Raw genomic sequence first — 15,146 nt, forward strand, 5'->3', positions numbered from 1 at the left:
GCCCGAACCGGGAGTCGGGTCGCGGCGGCCCCTCAGAGCAGGAACGTCGACACCAGACCGACGATCCCGGCGAGCGTAAAACCCAGTCCCGGGATCGCGACCAGCCCGCCGAAGATCACGTAGAGCGAGCCCGATCGGTGCCGGTCGGGGATCACCGTCGACCGCTCGCCGGCGGACACCTCGAACCAGTCGTCGCCGCCGACGGTGACGGGAGCGTCGTCCATGTGGCTTCGAGCGTCGTCGACGACGGAGCCGCCGAAGACGTGGACGTCGGTCCCGGGCTCGAGGCGAAGCTCGCGGTACTGGGTGAGCGCGTCGCTCGCGGCGGACGAGTCGGCCGTCGACTCGGCGTCCGTACCGGGGAGACCGACCGCCGCGAGCCGATCGCGCGCGTCGGCCGAGAGATCGGCGCGGTCCGTCCACGCCGTCGCGTCCGGCTCCCAGTCGGCGAGCGAGAGGACGGCGTTGCTCGGGTCGACCGCGACGCGGTCGCCGCCGTCGGCGACCACGAAGGGGACGCCGGCCGAGACGCGTCCGTCGTGGGTCCACGTCTCGTCCGCGTCCGCATCCACGTCCGCGTCGGCGCGAGTCCGGGAGCGAGACTGCACCGCGTAGGCCAGACAGTCGGTTTCGGAGAGCGGCGCCTCGAGGGCCCCCTCGGCGCCCGCTCGCGCGATTCCGTCGAACGCGACGAGTCCAGTCGCGTCGGGAACCTCGCTGATCGGCGTCGGCCCGGCCTGCCGAAGCCGTCGGGCGAGCCGGACGCGGCCGACGCCGATCGACGCGATGAACAGCCCGGCCCCGAGGATCCCCAGTCCGACCAGTAGCGCTCCGCTCATGACGAGCAGATTCGTCGGCGGCATATCGGTCGATTGCGGAGCTGGAAGGATAATACCCGCGACCCGTCGGCTCTTCCCCTACGCGCGGCGTCCTAGAGGGACGGCGAACCCGCGAAACCGCCGGACGGGACGCCGACAGGGGAACGTTTATCCCGATCTTGTCCGATGGTAGCAGTGTTTATGAGCGACGATACCGGCGAGCCCGAAGTCGAACTCGAGGCGCGACTCGAGGAACAGGAGACGTTCGAACCCTCCGACTCGTTCGTCGAGCAGGCGAACGTCTCGGATCCGGACGTCTACGAGGAGTTCGAGGAGAACTGGCCGGACTGTTGGGAGCGGGCAGCCGACCTCCTCTCGTGGGACGAGGAGTACGACACCGTCCTCGAGGACGGGGACGCGCCCTTTTACGAGTGGTTCACCGGCGGCGAGCTGAACGCCTCGTACAACTGTCTCGACCGCCACGTCGAGGAAGGCGCCAAGAACCGCGCGGCGATCAAGTGGGAGGGCGAACTCGGCGAGACGCGGACTTACACCTACGGCGACCTGTTGAACGAGGTCGAGGCGTTCGCGGCCGCGCTGCGCGACCTCGGCGTCGAGGAGGACGACGTCGTCACGCTGTACATGCCGATGATCCCGGAGCTGCCGATCGCGATGCTGGCCTGCGCCCGCCTCGGCGCGCCCCACAGCGTCGTCTTCGCCGGCTTCTCGGCGGACGCGCTGGCGACCCGGATGAACTCGGCCGACAGCGAGTATCTCGTCACCTGCGACGGCTACTACCGCCGCGGCGACGCCCTGAACCACAAGGAGAAAGCCGACAAGGGGCTTCGCGGCGTCGAGAACGACGTCCAGACGGTCGTCGTCGACCGACTCGGCGACGAACTGACTCACTTCCTCGGCAACGACGCCCACGACTACGACGAACTCGTCGCCGACCACGAGGGAGCGAGCGTCGAGCCGGTCTCGCGGGACGCCGAGGACATGCTGTTCCTGATGTACACCTCGGGAACGACCGGCGAGCCCAAGGGCGTCAAGCACACGACCGGCGGCTACCTCGCTTACACGGCCTGGACCTCTCACGCCGTCTTAGACGTCAAACCCGAGGACACCTACTGGTGTACGGCCGACATCGGCTGGATCACCGGTCACTCCTACATCGTCTACGGTCCGCTCGCGCTGGGAACGACGACGATGATGTACGAGGGGACGCCAGACTACCCGGACAAGGACCGGCTGTGGGAACTCATCGAGCGGAACCGCGTCGATACCTTCTACACGGCGCCGACGGCCATCCGGTCGTTCATGAAGTGGGGCTCCGAGTACCCCGAGCGGCACGATCTCTCCTCGCTGCGCCTGCTCGGCACCGTCGGGGAGCCGATCAATCCGCGGGCCTGGAAGTGGTACTACAAGCACATCGGCGACGAAGAATGCCCGATCGTCGACACCTGGTGGCAGACCGAGACCGGCGGGATGATGATCACGACGCTGCCCGCGATCAACGAGATGAAGCCCGGCTCGGCCGGGCCGCCGCTGCCGGGTATCGACGCCCGCGTGGTCGACGCCGCCGGCGAGGAGATTTCGGCTGGCGAAGCCGGCTACCTCACCGTCAACAACCCGTGGCCGGGGATGCTCCGGACGCTCTACCAGAACGACGAACGGTTCATCGATGAATACTGGACCGAGTACTCCGACGCCGACGCCGTCAACGGACAGCTGACGAGCCCTCATTCGAGCGAGTCTCGCGAGGACGCCGACGAGTGGGTCTACTTCCCGGAAGACGGCGCGACGGTCGACGACGACGGCTACGTGACCGTCCTCGGCCGGGTCGACGACGTGATCAACGTCTCCGGCCACCGACTCGGGACCATGGAGATCGAGTCCGCGATCGTCGGCGTCCCCGGCGTCGCCGAGGCCGCCGTCGTCGGCGGCGACCACGAGATCAAGGGCGAGGCCGTCTACACCTACGTCATCCTCGAGGACGACGCCGAACCGAGCGAGGACATGCGCGAGCGGATCGTCGCGGCCGTCGAGGACGACATCGGCCCCATCGCCCGCCCCGAGGAGGTCCTGTTCACGCCGGAGCTCCCGAAGACGCGCTCTGGGAAGATCATGCGCCGCCTGCTCGAGGACATCGCCAGCGGCAACGAGCTGGGCGACACCTCGACGCTCCGGAACCCCGAAATCGTCGACGAGATCGCGCGACAGGTCGACGACGGAACGGACGGCGAGGACGGAAACGGCGACTCGAGCGACGACGAGACGGCGGACGCAGACGCTGACGGCGACGGCGATGCCGACGCCGACAGCGACGACGATACTGACGCTAATGCGAACGACGACGGCGATACTGACGCTGACGCGGACCGCGACTGAGCGAATCGCGGCCGCCGTCACACCGCGTTTTCGTCGAAGCGCGAGACGAACTGGACGACCAGGAGGAACGTCACCAGAAAGACGCCGACGGTCACGCCGCCGTAGAGGGCGAACGTGGCCGGCGTGACGGGAACGACCACCTCGAGGACGGTGATCTCCTCGAGGTCCGTCATAACCGGCAGGGCGTAGCCGAGGATGGCGCCGAAGGTGGCGGTGGCGGCGATCAGTACGAGACAGAGGCCGCCGACCACGCGGCGACCGCCCAGTCGTCGATCGGCAGTCACGGTCGCCCGTTCGCGGCGCGTCCCCGAGGTCCTTGCGCTTCGTCTCGAGCAGCGCGAGCGCGTTCGATCGTCGCCTCGAGGCACGCTGATCTCGCGGACCCAAAATTGTTTGGCCGCACTTGTTTCGACGATGTCGTCGTACGAACGCGTACGGCAGGGTCGTCGACACCGGACCCCCCGTGTCGGGCCCTGCCGTCGCATCCCCACTCCCATCCCATCCCACCCCATCCCATCCACATCCCCCACTGCCCGTGTCGCGCCGACCGCTGCCGGCGCGACACCGCCGATCCGCGCGAACGACGTCGGCGCGTTCGCATGCCACCACTCGTTTTTTACCCGGCGTCGTCGTACGCTCGAAGCAACGTAGCCGTGGACTCCGAACCGACCGACGCTACCGGACCCGACGCCACCGCCGACACCGACGAGTCGCAGCGACGGCTCGCCGAGAAGGAACTGTTCCTGTTGCTACTCGTCGGTATCGCCCTCCTGATGGCGCTGCTGGGGTTCATGCTCATCGTCACCTGAGGATCGCGTCGAGAACGGCGGCCGCGGGCCGATATCGGCCGTCGGGGTCAGTCCTTCTCTTGGTCGATCGTCGTCGTATCGTGATACGTGCGGTCGTCCCGTTCGATCACGCGCGCCGCGTAGTAGGTGACGAAACCCAGCGTCGCGATCATCGACAGCAGGATCGCGAACTGGATCGTCGACTGCAGCGGTTCGATCCCCCACGGGTTGAACACCGCGAAGAGCGCGACGAAGAACACCATGATCGCGAGGGGAATCAGGTTGACCGCGAGATCGAGCGTGATTTCGGCGTCGAATGCGCGTCGGCTCATGGATATCTGTTAGCGGCGTCGGTAGTGGACGATCACCGTTCCGACGACCGTCACGATGCCGGCGATCGCGATCGCGAGGCCGCGGGTGGTGAGCCCGGTCAGTCCGTCGGTCGCTGCGGGGGCGACGGCGTCGGTTCCGAGCGCGTACAGCACGCCGCCGCCGAGCGCGAAGACCGCGCCGAAGCCCATCGCGACCGGCAAGGGGTCGGCGACGTGGTCCGACTCGGCGAGGATCCCCGCGACGCTGGCGGCGAACAGCACGAGCCCACCGACCGCGACCGGGAAGAGATCGACGACGATGCCGACCTCGGATCCCGCGAGTCCGATCGCGACCAGCACGGGCCACGGGCTCGCCGTCGGCCGCTCGCGATCGCGCTCGCCGCGGTCGTTCGCACTCGAGTGATCGACCATCGACGAACGGCTACCACGTCCCGCTAGTAGTAGCTAGGGTCGTCCGTCGGAACCGGAGACAGTCACCGAAACCGATAGAACGAGGGGCTCGAGACGATGCTGCGATTGGGACGTGCCGGGGCGAGACACCGTCTGTCCGACTAGTCTCGCCGCTCACTCCTCGCGCTCGATGACGAACTCGGTGAACTCGTGGAGTTTCCGAGTCGTCTCCGCGTCGAACTCGAGGCGGTCGACTTCCTCCCGGGCCCGGGCGGCCAGCTCGAGGGCGCGCTCGCGGGCGTACTCGAGGCTGCCGGCGTCCTCGATGATCGCGAGGGCCTCGGCGATCTCCGCGTCGGTGTTGGACGCCGCGGCGAGGATGTCCCGCAGTCGTCGGGCCCGCTCGGGATCGCTCTCCCGGATCGCGTGGATGACCAGCAGCGTCTGCTTGCCCTCGCGGATGTCGTTGCCGAACTCCTTGCCGAAGTCGCCGGCCCGGCCCAGCGAGTGCTCGACGTCCAAGATGTCGTCGCCGATCTGGAAGGCGACGGCGGTCAGCTCCGCGTACCGCGCGACGGCCGCCTCGACGTCGTCGGGTCGGTCGGTGATGATCGCCGCGAGTCGAGCCACGATCCGGGCGAGACAGCCCGTCTTGCACGCGCACATCTCGAGGTACTCGTCGGTGGTAACCCGCACGTCGTCCTCGTTGTGCCAGCGGATGTCCATCCCCTGGCCGAGGTGCGTGCGGTTGAGTTCCGCCACCAGCATCTCGTAGGCGGCGAGCCGTCGCTCCGCCGGGAGGTCGGCCGGGTTCTCGGCCAGGATCTTCAGCGGCAGGAAGTACATCGCGTTGCCGACGTTGAGCGCGATGTCACGCCCGTAGACGCGGTGGAGCGCGCGTTCGCCGCGGCGGATCGTCGCCTCGTCCTCGACGTCGTCGACGATGATCGTCCCGTTGTGGAGGATCTCCGGGATGCAGGCGTAGTCGACGTACGCCGCCGGATCCTCGCCGAATCCCTCGACGAAGACGAGAAAGAGCACCGCGCGCCACCGTTTCCCGCCGCGGTCGAGGAGGTCCCACAGCGGCGTCGACAGCGCCCGCTGGATGGCGTCGGGATCGTACTCGTAGGTCGGATCGCCGAAGAACGATGCGAGGTAGTCGGCGTCGATTTCGCGTGGGACCAGATCGGCGATCGCCTCGTCGATGGCCGGCCGCCACTCGGCAAGCGTCTCCCGCATACTCGTTCCGAGAGGGAGGGGCGTGAAAAAGATTCGCAGTTTGTCTTGTCAACTTCGAAAGGATGAGTCGCTCTCGTTCGCTCCCGGCACGGGTCGGGACTCGAGCGGTACAGTTTCCCGGCCGGCAGTCCACAGCGGAGGTATGACCGACTGGATCGGAGACGTCTTCACGAGCGACGTCGGGTGGACCCACCTCGAGCGCCTCGTCGATATCGGAACTCGGATGGCCGGTAGCGACGGCGAGCGCGAGGCCGCCGAACTGACCCGCGACGCGCTGGCCGACGCCGGCGCCCGAAACGCCCGCCTCGAGTCCTTCGACATCCAGGGCTGGACGCGCGAGGGGAGCGAGATCGCCGCGGGCGAGACGAGCCAGAACTGCATCGCCCTGCCGCGCAGCCCCGCCGACCGCGCGGCGGCGCCGCTGGTCGACCTCGGCTACGGGCTCCCCGCGGACTTCGAGGCGGCCGACCTCGAGGGGAAGATCGCGATGGTCCGCAGCGACGTTCCGGACTACTACGATCGCTATCTCCACCGCCGGGAGAAGTACTATCACGCCGTCGAGAACGGCGCCGCGGGGTTCGTCTACCGGAACCACGTCGAGGGCTGTCTGCCGCCGACTGGAAGTGTTGGAACCGACGAGGACCCCATCGGCGAAATTCCGGCCGTCGGCGTCTCGAGCGAGGTCGGCGCGCGACTGGCCCGCCGGTTCGACGGCGAGGAGGTCGAACTGACCGTCGAGGCCGACATCGGCCCGGCGACGAGCCAGAACGTCCACGCCGAACTGGGGCTCGACACCGACGAGCGCGTGCTGGTGACGAGCCACGTCGACGCCCACGACATCGCGGAGGGCGCCGCGGACAACGGCGCCGGGACCGCGATGGTCGTCGAACTCGCGAACGCGCTGGCCGCCCGCGAGGACGACCTCGAGACCCGCGTCGAGTTCGTCGCCTACGGCGCCGAGGAAGTCGGGCTGGTCGGTTCGAACGATCACGCCGAGCGGGCGGATCACGACGCGATCAGAGCCGTCGTCAACAACGACGGCGTCGTCAGCGATCGGACGCTGTCGCTGACGACCCACGGCTTCGACGGCCTCGAGGCGGCCGCCGACGAGATCGCCGGTCGCTACGACCACCCGATCGAGACGGTGCCGAAGCTCGGCCCCCACAGCGATCACTGGCCGTTCGTCCAGTGGGGCGTCCCCGGCTATCACGTCAAATCGACGTCGGACGAGGTCGGCCGCGGCTGGGGCCACACGTTCGCCGACACGATCGAGAAACTCGAGCCGCGGACGCTCCGCGAGCAGGCGATCCTCCTGACCGACCTCGTCGTCGAACTCGCCGGCGAGGACGCGACCGTCGAGCACCGCGATCCCGAGGCGATCGCCGCCGACCTCGAGGCCCAGGACCTCGCGGACGGAATGCGGATCACGGGCGACTGGCCCTACGACGAGCGTTCCGACTGACCGATTCGCGCCGACGCCCCGGTCGCACGACGGTCGTTCGATCGGGGCGGTGACCGTCGGCGGCGACGAGAGAACCCCACGTCTTTTTTCGCACCCGCGCCAACGGGCCGACATGGACGCCGCGTGGTTCGTTGACGAGGAGCCGGTCGTCGGTATCGTCGACGCGAACGCCGACACGGGATCGAGAGCCGACGCCGCCGACGACTCGCTCGCAGACGCGCTCCGACCGACCGTCGCGGATCGCGACGCGACGGCCGTCAGCGGCGACGTAGACGACGTTCTCGCCGCGACGCCCTCGGTTCTCGTGGCGGCCGGCGACGGCGACCTCTCGGCGATCGCTCGCGCCGGCGCCGACGCTCCCGCCCTCCCGGTCGGCGACGTCACCGGTATCGACGCCGTCGACCGGGCGCGGGCGCCGGCGGCGCTCGAGGCCGTCCTCGACGGCGAGGCAACCGTCCGTCGACACGCGATTTTGGAACTCGAGGTCGCCGATCGCGGCCGTACCGGCGACGCCGTCGGATACGATGGCGTGGACGTCGACATCGACAGCGATTCCGACGGCGCCGAGTTCGACGCCCGCGGCGCCGATACTGACGGCAACTCCGCTGAGACGAACGCGGATAGCGGCGACGCCGGAGCCGACGCCGTCCGCGACCGCGCGCTGTTCGACGTCGCGCTCGTGACCGACGAACCGGCGCGGATCTCCGAGTACGGCGTCGCGAGCCGCGGCGACTCCGTCGCGAGGTTCCGGGCCGACGGCGTCGTGGTCGCGACGGCGGCCGGCAGCGACGGCTACGCCGGCGCCGTCGACGCGCCCTCCCTCTCGACCGCCGTCGACGCGGTCGCCGTCGCGCCCGTCGCGCCCTTCGTCACCGACACGCGCCGCTGGGTGCTTCCCGACGATCGACTCGAGCTCACGGTCGAACGCGACGAAGGTCCGATCGCGCTCGTCGCCGACGGCCGGCGCGTGACGTCGGTCGGCGTCGACGCGCGGATCGCCGTCTCGGTCGAGGACTCGCTCGAGACCCTCTCCGTCCCCGACGGGGCGCTCGAGGGGCGATGTCGATAAACGGGTCGAGAAAAAGCGGCCGGTTTCAGGCACGCGCGCCGACTCGGTCGGGTGCGTCAGCCTTGTTGTTCGCGTACGCGTTGTACGCCGAGAGGACGGCGATGGCCAGCCCGGAGGCCGCGGTCCCGGTCGCCAGCGTACTGCTCCCCATCTCGATCACGGCGGGCGAGACGAGCAGCCAGAGGCCGAGCAGGACGGCCAGCGACGCGACTCCGACGCTCGCCAGCCGATCCCGCGAGAGGCGGACGAAGTTATAGCCCGCCAGCAGGAAGATCCCCGTCCCGACGAGCGTGTCGTTCCAGATCGCCTGGTCCGTCGCCTCGAAGATGAACGGCGAGGCGACGACGTAGAGCCCGATGATCGCGACGAGGGCGCTCAGCCACTGCATCGTGTCCGTGTTGAGGGTGTTTCGGTGGTCCGCTCGCTCGGCTGCGGTACTGTCTCGGTTCGTATCGGTCGGTGTGTCGCTCATGTCTCCATCGGAGGTAGCCGGTACCCGTGCAAAGCGGCCGTGCCTGCGGTTGTCGGTAACCACGGATACCGACCAGTCATCGATCGAGACGTCCCAGAGACGCCGTTTCAGCGCGGCCGAGACGCCACTCGAGGGCGTTCGAGGACGGCTCTCAGCGACGAGCGAGCGAAAAACGTGCGAGTACCGGCGGTGACGGCGGGTCGTCCCGAGCTGTCTCGTCTCGAACGGTCGGAAACGGCGCGGTGCGCTCGCGACCGGTCGAGCCTAGCTGTTGTACGGCTCTTCGTCCCGGTGGTGGTCCGGGTTCTCCTGCTCGAGGGCGTCGTCGACCCGGTCGTCGGACTTGTGTTCGATGTCCTGGCGTCGCTGCTCCTCGTCCTGTCGTTCGCGGGCCTCCTTCTCCTCTTCGGTGAGTTCCTCTTCCTCGGCTTCGTCTCCCGTGTCTTCGTGAGCCAGTTCGACGTCCCGCCCGTGCTCGTCTTTGCCGGTCTCGTCAGTGTTGTCGGACATACTGATCCCGACTGAGGCTACCGTCGAACCGCGAAAAGGCGTTGGGCTTGCGAAGGTCGGCTAGTTGATTTCGGTCCGTTCGGTGGCGTTCGTCTCGGTGACTGGTCAATCGCTCCGACGAGATACCTCGAGAAGACGGTAATCACTCTGCTATCGTGGCAACGGGGATTTTCACTCCCTCTCCAGCCGATTCGTTCGCTGTCCGAGGGGCTCACGCCGTTCACCCCTCGCATCGCTCACTCATCCACTGTCAGAACAAGTTCTGACACGCCTTCGTTCACTACGCTCACGAAGACCTCGCACAGTGTTATCGATCGCCCTCACTAGCGTTCGGACGATCGACGGTGCGCGCCACCGCTCGGTGAATAGCCGGGTCCGGAGCGCGACCGACATCTCCCCTCACCACGGCTCGCCCGAGGCGAGGTCGATCTCGCTATCGCCCTTCTCGGAGGGACAGATATCGGCCAGCACGCAGTCGCTGCAGTCGGGGTTGCGGGCGGTGCAGGTCGCGCGGCCGTGGTCGATACAGAGGTGGGTGAACTGCTGCCAGTAGCCCTCGGGGACAATTCCCATCAGGTCCCGCTCGATCGCCTCGGGGCGCTCCTCCTCGGTCAGGCCGAGCCGGCGGGAGAGCCGCTGGACGTGCGTGTCGACGACGATTCCCTCGACGACGTCGTGGCCGTGCTGGAGCACGACGTTGGCCGTCTTCCGGCCGACGCCCGACAGCGCCGTCAGCTCGTCCATCGTGTCCGGCACCTCGCCGTCGTGCTCCTCGAGGATCGTCTCGCAGGAGCTCTTGATGTAGCCCGCCTTGCTGTTGTAGTAGGTGATCGAGTTCAGGTCCTCCGCGAGTTCGTCTTCCGGCGCGTTGGCGTAGTCCTCGGCGCCGTCGTACTTTTCGAAGAGGTGCTCCGTCTCCTTGTTGACGCGCTCGTCGGTACACTGCGCCGAGAGGATCACCGCGATCAGCAACTCCAGTCGGTTCGAGTACCGCAGCGAGATCGTCGAGTCCGGATACGCCTCCTCGAGGCGGTCGACGACCTCTTCGGCCTGCGCCTCGCGGCTCTCGAGTGGGGTTCCCATCGAGCGTTCGTTGCGAGAGCGTCCATTTGAGGTGTTCGGTTCGCGCCGATCGGATCCGCGGATCGACGACCGACGACATGTGAAGACGCTGTCGACCGACGTCGACGCGCTCGAGACGCAACTGGCGGCCCTCGAGCGGGACCTCGAGGCCATCCGGGAGTGGCGCCGGTCGATGCAAGAGACGTCTCAGTGAGGCGTTCGTCCGAATATCGGTGAACTGTCGGTACCCCGCCGACGTCGACTCGTCGCGCGTCTCCGATCGGATGCCGTGACCTTTAAGCGGTCTTCATCCGCCTATCCGGGTATGAAAGCCACCGCCATGGCCCACCCGATTCAGGGGTTGGTCAAGTATCACGGGATGCGAGACGAAATCGAGCGGCTCCCGTATCACGACAGTATCAGCCTCTGTACGGCGCCCAGCCACACTCGAACGACCGTCGAGTTCTCGATGGACTACGAGGAGGACACCTTCGTCGTCGACGGCGAGGAACTCGACGGCCGGGCCTACGAGCGCGTCGAGGCCGTCGTCGAGAAGGCTCGTTCGAAGTCCGACGCGGCCCACACCGTCTACCCGGTTCGCCTCGAGAGCGAGAACAGCTTCCCCTCTAACGTCGGTCTGGGCTCCTCTTCTTCGGGCTTCGCCGCTGCCGCGATGGCGCTGGCCGAGGCCGCCGAACTCGACGCTTCGCGCCAGGAGATTTCGACGATCGCCCGCGTCGGCTCCGCGTCGGCCGCCCGCGCGGTCACCGGCGCGTTCTCGCAGCTGCACACGGGTCTGAACGACGAGGACTGTCGCTCGCGGCGCATTCCGAGCGACCTCCACGAGGACCTGAAGATCGTCGTCGGCCTCGTTCCCTACCACAAGGAGACCGAGGACGCCCACGAGGAGGCCGCCGACAGCCACATGTTCCAGGCTCGCAACGCCCACATCCACGGCCAGATCGCCGAGATGCGCGACGCCCTGCGGAACAACGAGTTCGACCGCGCCTTCGAACTCGCCGAACAGGACTCCCTCTCGCTGGCCGCGACGACGATGACCGGCCCGTCCGGGTGGGTCTACTGGCAGCCCGCCACCCTGAAGATCTTCAATACAGTGCGGGAGCTCCGCGAGGAGGAGGATATCCCCGTCTACTTCTCGACGGACACCGGCGCCAGCGTCTACGTCAACACCACCGAAGAACACGTCGACGAAGTCGAAGAGGCCGTCTCGGACTGCGGCGTCTCCACCACCGTCTGGGACGTCGGCGGGCCCGCGAAGCTGCTGGACGAGGAAAAGCACCTGTTCTAGGCGCGGCGATCCGCGGCGGTGCCCGCGGTTTGCGTGGCGCCGGGCGATCGAGCGTTCTCTCGAGCGAACGGCGTTGAAAGAGTCATATACTGCGTCGAGGTAGTGCGTCGATAGTGACACCTATGGTCGACCTCGACAGAGACGATCTGGCGATCCTTCACGTCCTGCAGGACGACGCCCGGAACGCGACGACCGAAGAGATCGGCGCGGAAGTCGGCCTCGCGGCGAGCACCGTCGCGTCGCGGATCAACGACCTCGAGGACCGCGGCGTCGTCACGGGGTATCGGCCCGCGATCGATTACGAGAAAGCCGGATTCGAACAGCGAACGCTGCTCGTCGGCACGATCACCGACGAAGACGACGAGGCGGCGATCGTCGGGGACGTAAGCGAGGTGGAGAACGTCGTCAGCGTCAGGCGGTTGCTGGCCGACGAGACCGACCTCCACGTCGAACTCCTGACCGACACCCAGCAGCGGGTGGAGGAAGCCACCGACGAACTCCACGAACTCGGCGTCGAAATCGTGCGGACGAACGTTATCGTCGAGGAGCGTACGCGGCCGTTCGACCAATTCGGGAAGAAGTATACGACCGACGGCTGACTTTCGGGACGTTCGTTCCGAAACGGGTCCGTTTTCCGATGAGTGTCGCGCGGGATTGAAGGTGCCGCGGAAAACCGTCCGATCTGCAACGTGCTTTAGGGTCGGTGACCGATAGCCCGACGCGATGTCTGATCAAGTTGGTTCTCCCGACGACCGTCGTCCGCCGAGCGAGAGAGTCGTCGAAGCGGTCGCGGCCGCGTCCGGGACGTCGCCGCTGGATTTCGAACCGACGCTCTACGACGCAGTCGACCCCGAGGCGCTCGATTCGCTCGTTCGATCCGGGTCGGACGAACTCCGGATCCGATTCCGATACGGCGACCGTTCCGTCCTCATTACCGGAAACGGCCGCGTCGACGTCTCGGCGCCGAGCGAGGACGATCCCTCGAGCGAGTGGATTATCTTCGACGAGTGACACAGTTCTCGCGAGCGGCCTCGCCGTGCACCTATCCCGCTCGAAGCCGTAGCCGCCGTCATGCACGTCGTCGTCTGCGGCGCGGGCTACGCGGGGCTGACCCTGACGAAGCGACTCGAGTCGTCGCTTCCGTCCGACGTCGACCTCACGCTGGTCGACGAGTCGCCGGACCACCTCGTCCAGCACGAACTCCACCGGGTGATCCGCCGGCCCGGCGTGGCCAACGAGATTCGGCTCTCGCTGCCCGGCGCCTTAGAGCGGGCGACGGTTCGCGTCGCGCGCGTCGAGGCGATCGACGGGGACGAACGCGTCGTGTCGCTCTCGGACGGTCGCCTCGAGTACGATATCGCGGCGATCTGTCTCGGCGCGCGGACGGCGTACTACGGGCTCGAGGGGGTGTCTGAACACGGAATTCCGCTGAAGCGGCTCCCGCACGCGCGCCGGATCCGAAAGCGAGCCCGCGAAGCGCTGCGGGCGGACGACGGTGGTCGAATCGTCGTCGGCGGAGCCGGCCTCTCCGGCGTGCAGGTCGCGGGCGAACTCGCCGCGCTGGCTCGCGAGGAGTACGGCTCGGCGTCGATCGCGCTCCTCGAGCAGCGGGCGCGGGTCGCGCCGGGCTTCCCTGCCGACTTCGGGGATGCAGTCGCACGCGCGCTCGAGGACTCCGGAATCGAGATCCGAACGGGGACGGCCGTCACCGGAGCCGACGCGGACGGCGTTCGACTCGAGTCGGGCGAGCGAGTTCCGTTCGATCTGTTCGTCTGGACCGGCGGCATTCGCGGCGCGGACGCCCTCGAGGGCGAGCGGCCGACCGTCAAAGCGGACCTGCGACTCGACGATCGGACGTTCGCCCTCGGTGACGCCGCGCGGGTCGTCGACGCCGACCGGGAGGCGGTGCCGGCGAGCGCGCAGGCGGCCGTCCGCGAGGCTCGGACGGCGGCCGAGAACATCGAACGGCTCGTCGAGGCCCGTCGTGACGGCGTCGAGACGTTCGACCCCGACCTCGAGTCGTTCCGGTTCGAGTCGCCGGGCTGGGTCGTCAGCGTCGGCGACGACGCCGTCGCGACGGTCGGCTCGCGGGTCCTCACGGGACGGGCGGCGAAGGCGCTGAAGGCGAGCGTCGGCGTCGGCTACCTCTCAGACGTCGGCGACGCCGGCAGCGCCGGACGGTTCGCCTATCGGGAATTCGTTCCGGAACGGTTCCGGCGGGACCGGTGACGGTCGGCCGGTCGAGCGTTACTCGAGCGAGATCACGACCTTGCCCTGGTGCTCGCCGGCCTCTACGTACCGGTAGGCCTCGCGGACCTCGTCGAAGTCGAAAGTGCGGTCGATCACCGGCTCCATCTCCGCGGCGGCCATCGCGCGGTTCATCCGATCGAACATCGCGCGGCTGCCGACCCCCATCACGCCTTCGACGGTCAGCGCTTTGTGGAGCATCGGTCCGGGATGGACCCGTCCGTCCTGGCCGCTGAGAACGCCGATGAGGTGGACGTGGCCGTTGACCGCCGCGGCCTCGAGCGAGCGCTCGAGCGTACCGGGACCGCCGACCTCGATCACGTGGTCGACGCCGCCGTCCGTTCGCTCGCGGACGGCCTCGCCCCAGTCGGGCGTCTCCTCGTAGTTGAGCGTCCACTCGGCGCCCAGGTCGCGGGCGACCTCGAGTTTCTCGTCGCTCGAGGAGGTGACGAAGACGTCGGCGCCCTGCAGCGTCGCGAACTGAAGGGCGAAGGTGGAGACGCCGCCGGTGCCGAGCGCGAGGACGGTCTCGCCGGCGGTGAGGTCGCCGTCCTCGACGAGCGCGCGCCACGCCGTGAGGCCGGCACACGACAGCGTCGCTCCCTGCTCGTAAGAGAGGTGGTCGGGCAGGACGGCGAGGCTCTCGGCCGGGAAGACGGCGTACTCGGCGAGCGCGCCGTCGACGTTGCCGCCGGTGGTTCGGGCCATCTTCTCGCGCGTGCCCTCCCCCGCGATCCAGTCGGGCGCGAAGGGCGTCGCGACGCGGTCGCCCTCGGCGAGGCGATCGACGTCGTCACCGACCGCGACGACCTCGCCGGCGCCGTCGGAAAGCGGGACGACCGGAAGCGAGGCGCCCGGATAGGCGAGGTCGGCGTTCGCGATCGCCAGATCGCGGTAGTTGAGCGAGGCCGCCCGGAGGCGGACGAGCGCCTCGTCGGCGCCCGGTTCGGGGCGCTCGCGGTCGACCTGCACGACTCCCTCGTAATCGCTCGTGGCGGTCTGGACTTCGTAGGCTCGCATCGCTCGAGCCGAGGCGCTCTCGAGCCTTCGGTCCTGC

General features: G+C 68.2%; 17 protein-coding genes. 8 read left to right on the forward strand and 9 right to left on the reverse strand.

Annotated elements, in window-relative coordinates; translation table 11 throughout:
- Positions 1-32 precede the first annotated feature (32 nt).
- The gene (locus HTZ84_RS11375; RefSeq protein ID WP_174680784.1) at positions 33-863 is read right to left on the reverse strand and encodes a hypothetical protein; all 831 of its coding nucleotides are present in this window, start codon (positions 861-863) and stop codon (positions 33-35) included.
- Between the two features lie 156 nt (positions 864-1,019).
- Between HTZ84_RS11375 and acs the strand changes: the two genes are divergently transcribed.
- On the forward strand, positions 1,020-3,209 hold the full coding sequence (acs, locus tag HTZ84_RS11380; protein WP_174680785.1) for an acetate--CoA ligase: 2,190 nt from the start codon (positions 1,020-1,022) through the stop codon (positions 3,207-3,209).
- 17 nt (positions 3,210-3,226) lie between these two features.
- Here the strand turns inward: acs and HTZ84_RS11385 are convergent, their stop codons facing one another.
- A complete protein-coding gene (locus HTZ84_RS11385) occupies positions 3,227-3,493 on the reverse strand; it encodes a DUF7520 family protein (RefSeq protein WP_174680786.1) in 267 nt (88 codons plus the stop codon).
- Positions 3,494-3,862: 369 nt separating this feature from the next.
- Here HTZ84_RS11385 and HTZ84_RS11390 point away from each other — a divergent pair, with 369 nt between their 5' ends.
- On the forward strand, positions 3,863-4,018 hold the full coding sequence (locus HTZ84_RS11390; protein ID WP_174680787.1) for a hypothetical protein: 156 nt from the start codon (positions 3,863-3,865) through the stop codon (positions 4,016-4,018).
- A gap of 47 nt (positions 4,019-4,065) precedes the next feature.
- On the opposite strand, the gene HTZ84_RS11395 is transcribed toward HTZ84_RS11390, so the two are convergent.
- The 3 genes from HTZ84_RS11395 to HTZ84_RS11405 all read right to left on the reverse strand — a co-directional run bounded on the left by HTZ84_RS11395 (position 4,066) and on the right by HTZ84_RS11405 (position 5,958).
- Positions 4,066-4,329, reverse strand: a complete 264-nt coding sequence (locus HTZ84_RS11395) for a DUF6684 family protein (protein ID WP_174680788.1) — start codon at positions 4,327-4,329, stop codon at positions 4,066-4,068.
- Positions 4,330-4,338: 9 nt separating this feature from the next.
- On the reverse strand, positions 4,339-4,740 hold the full coding sequence (locus tag HTZ84_RS11400) for a DUF7541 family protein (RefSeq protein WP_174680789.1): 402 nt from the start codon (positions 4,738-4,740) through the stop codon (positions 4,339-4,341).
- A 153-nt stretch (positions 4,741-4,893) separates the two neighbouring features.
- Complete coding sequence (locus HTZ84_RS11405) at positions 4,894-5,958, reverse strand: polyprenyl synthetase family protein (RefSeq protein WP_174680790.1); 1,065 nt, start codon at positions 5,956-5,958, stop codon at positions 4,894-4,896.
- Positions 5,959-6,100: 142 nt separating this feature from the next.
- On the opposite strand from HTZ84_RS11405, the gene HTZ84_RS11410 reads away from it, so the two are divergent.
- Positions 6,101-7,420, forward strand: coding sequence for a M28 family peptidase (locus HTZ84_RS11410; protein ID WP_174680791.1), 1,320 nt, complete (start codon positions 6,101-6,103; stop codon positions 7,418-7,420).
- A 112-nt stretch (positions 7,421-7,532) separates the two neighbouring features.
- Complete coding sequence (locus tag HTZ84_RS11415; protein ID WP_174680792.1) at positions 7,533-8,489, forward strand: NAD(+)/NADH kinase; 957 nt, start codon at positions 7,533-7,535, stop codon at positions 8,487-8,489.
- 25 nt (positions 8,490-8,514) lie between these two features.
- Here HTZ84_RS11415 and HTZ84_RS11420 read toward each other — a convergent pair whose 3' ends face one another.
- The 3 genes from HTZ84_RS11420 to nth all read right to left on the reverse strand — a co-directional run bounded on the left by HTZ84_RS11420 (position 8,515) and on the right by nth (position 10,554).
- Positions 8,515-8,961, reverse strand: a complete 447-nt coding sequence (locus tag HTZ84_RS11420; RefSeq protein ID WP_174680793.1) for an SPW repeat domain-containing protein — start codon at positions 8,959-8,961, stop codon at positions 8,515-8,517.
- A gap of 264 nt (positions 8,962-9,225) precedes the next feature.
- A complete protein-coding gene (locus tag HTZ84_RS11425) occupies positions 9,226-9,471 on the reverse strand; it encodes a hypothetical protein (RefSeq protein WP_174680794.1) in 246 nt (81 codons plus the stop codon).
- A 399-nt stretch (positions 9,472-9,870) separates the two neighbouring features.
- Positions 9,871-10,554, reverse strand: a complete 684-nt coding sequence (nth, locus tag HTZ84_RS11430) for an endonuclease III (RefSeq protein WP_174680795.1) — start codon at positions 10,552-10,554, stop codon at positions 9,871-9,873.
- Positions 10,555-10,858: 304 nt separating this feature from the next.
- Between nth and mvaD the strand changes: the two genes are divergently transcribed.
- From mvaD to HTZ84_RS11450, 4 genes are all read left to right on the forward strand, one after another.
- Positions 10,859-11,842, forward strand: coding sequence for a phosphomevalonate decarboxylase MvaD (gene mvaD / locus HTZ84_RS11435; RefSeq protein ID WP_174680796.1), 984 nt, complete (start codon positions 10,859-10,861; stop codon positions 11,840-11,842).
- Positions 11,843-11,964: 122 nt separating this feature from the next.
- On the forward strand, positions 11,965-12,441 hold the full coding sequence (locus HTZ84_RS11440) for an Lrp/AsnC family transcriptional regulator (RefSeq protein WP_174682574.1): 477 nt from the start codon (positions 11,965-11,967) through the stop codon (positions 12,439-12,441).
- A gap of 124 nt (positions 12,442-12,565) precedes the next feature.
- The gene (locus HTZ84_RS11445) at positions 12,566-12,853 is read left to right on the forward strand and encodes a HalOD1 output domain-containing protein (RefSeq protein ID WP_174680797.1); all 288 of its coding nucleotides are present in this window, start codon (positions 12,566-12,568) and stop codon (positions 12,851-12,853) included.
- A gap of 60 nt (positions 12,854-12,913) precedes the next feature.
- Positions 12,914-14,071 (forward strand): NAD(P)/FAD-dependent oxidoreductase, encoded by a 1,158-nt coding sequence (locus HTZ84_RS11450; RefSeq protein WP_174680798.1) that lies wholly within the window; start codon positions 12,914-12,916, stop codon positions 14,069-14,071.
- A gap of 18 nt (positions 14,072-14,089) precedes the next feature.
- Here HTZ84_RS11450 and HTZ84_RS11455 read toward each other — a convergent pair whose 3' ends face one another.
- Positions 14,090-15,109 carry a zinc-dependent alcohol dehydrogenase family protein gene (locus HTZ84_RS11455; protein ID WP_174680799.1) on the reverse strand — a complete coding sequence of 340 codons (1,020 nt, stop codon included), beginning with the start codon at positions 15,107-15,109 and terminating at the stop codon, positions 14,090-14,092.
- Positions 15,110-15,146: the final 37 nt, after the last annotated feature.

This window comes from Haloterrigena gelatinilytica (assembly GCF_013342145.1).
GTDB classification, from domain to species: Archaea; Halobacteriota; Halobacteria; order Halobacteriales; family Natrialbaceae; genus Haloterrigena; species Haloterrigena gelatinilytica.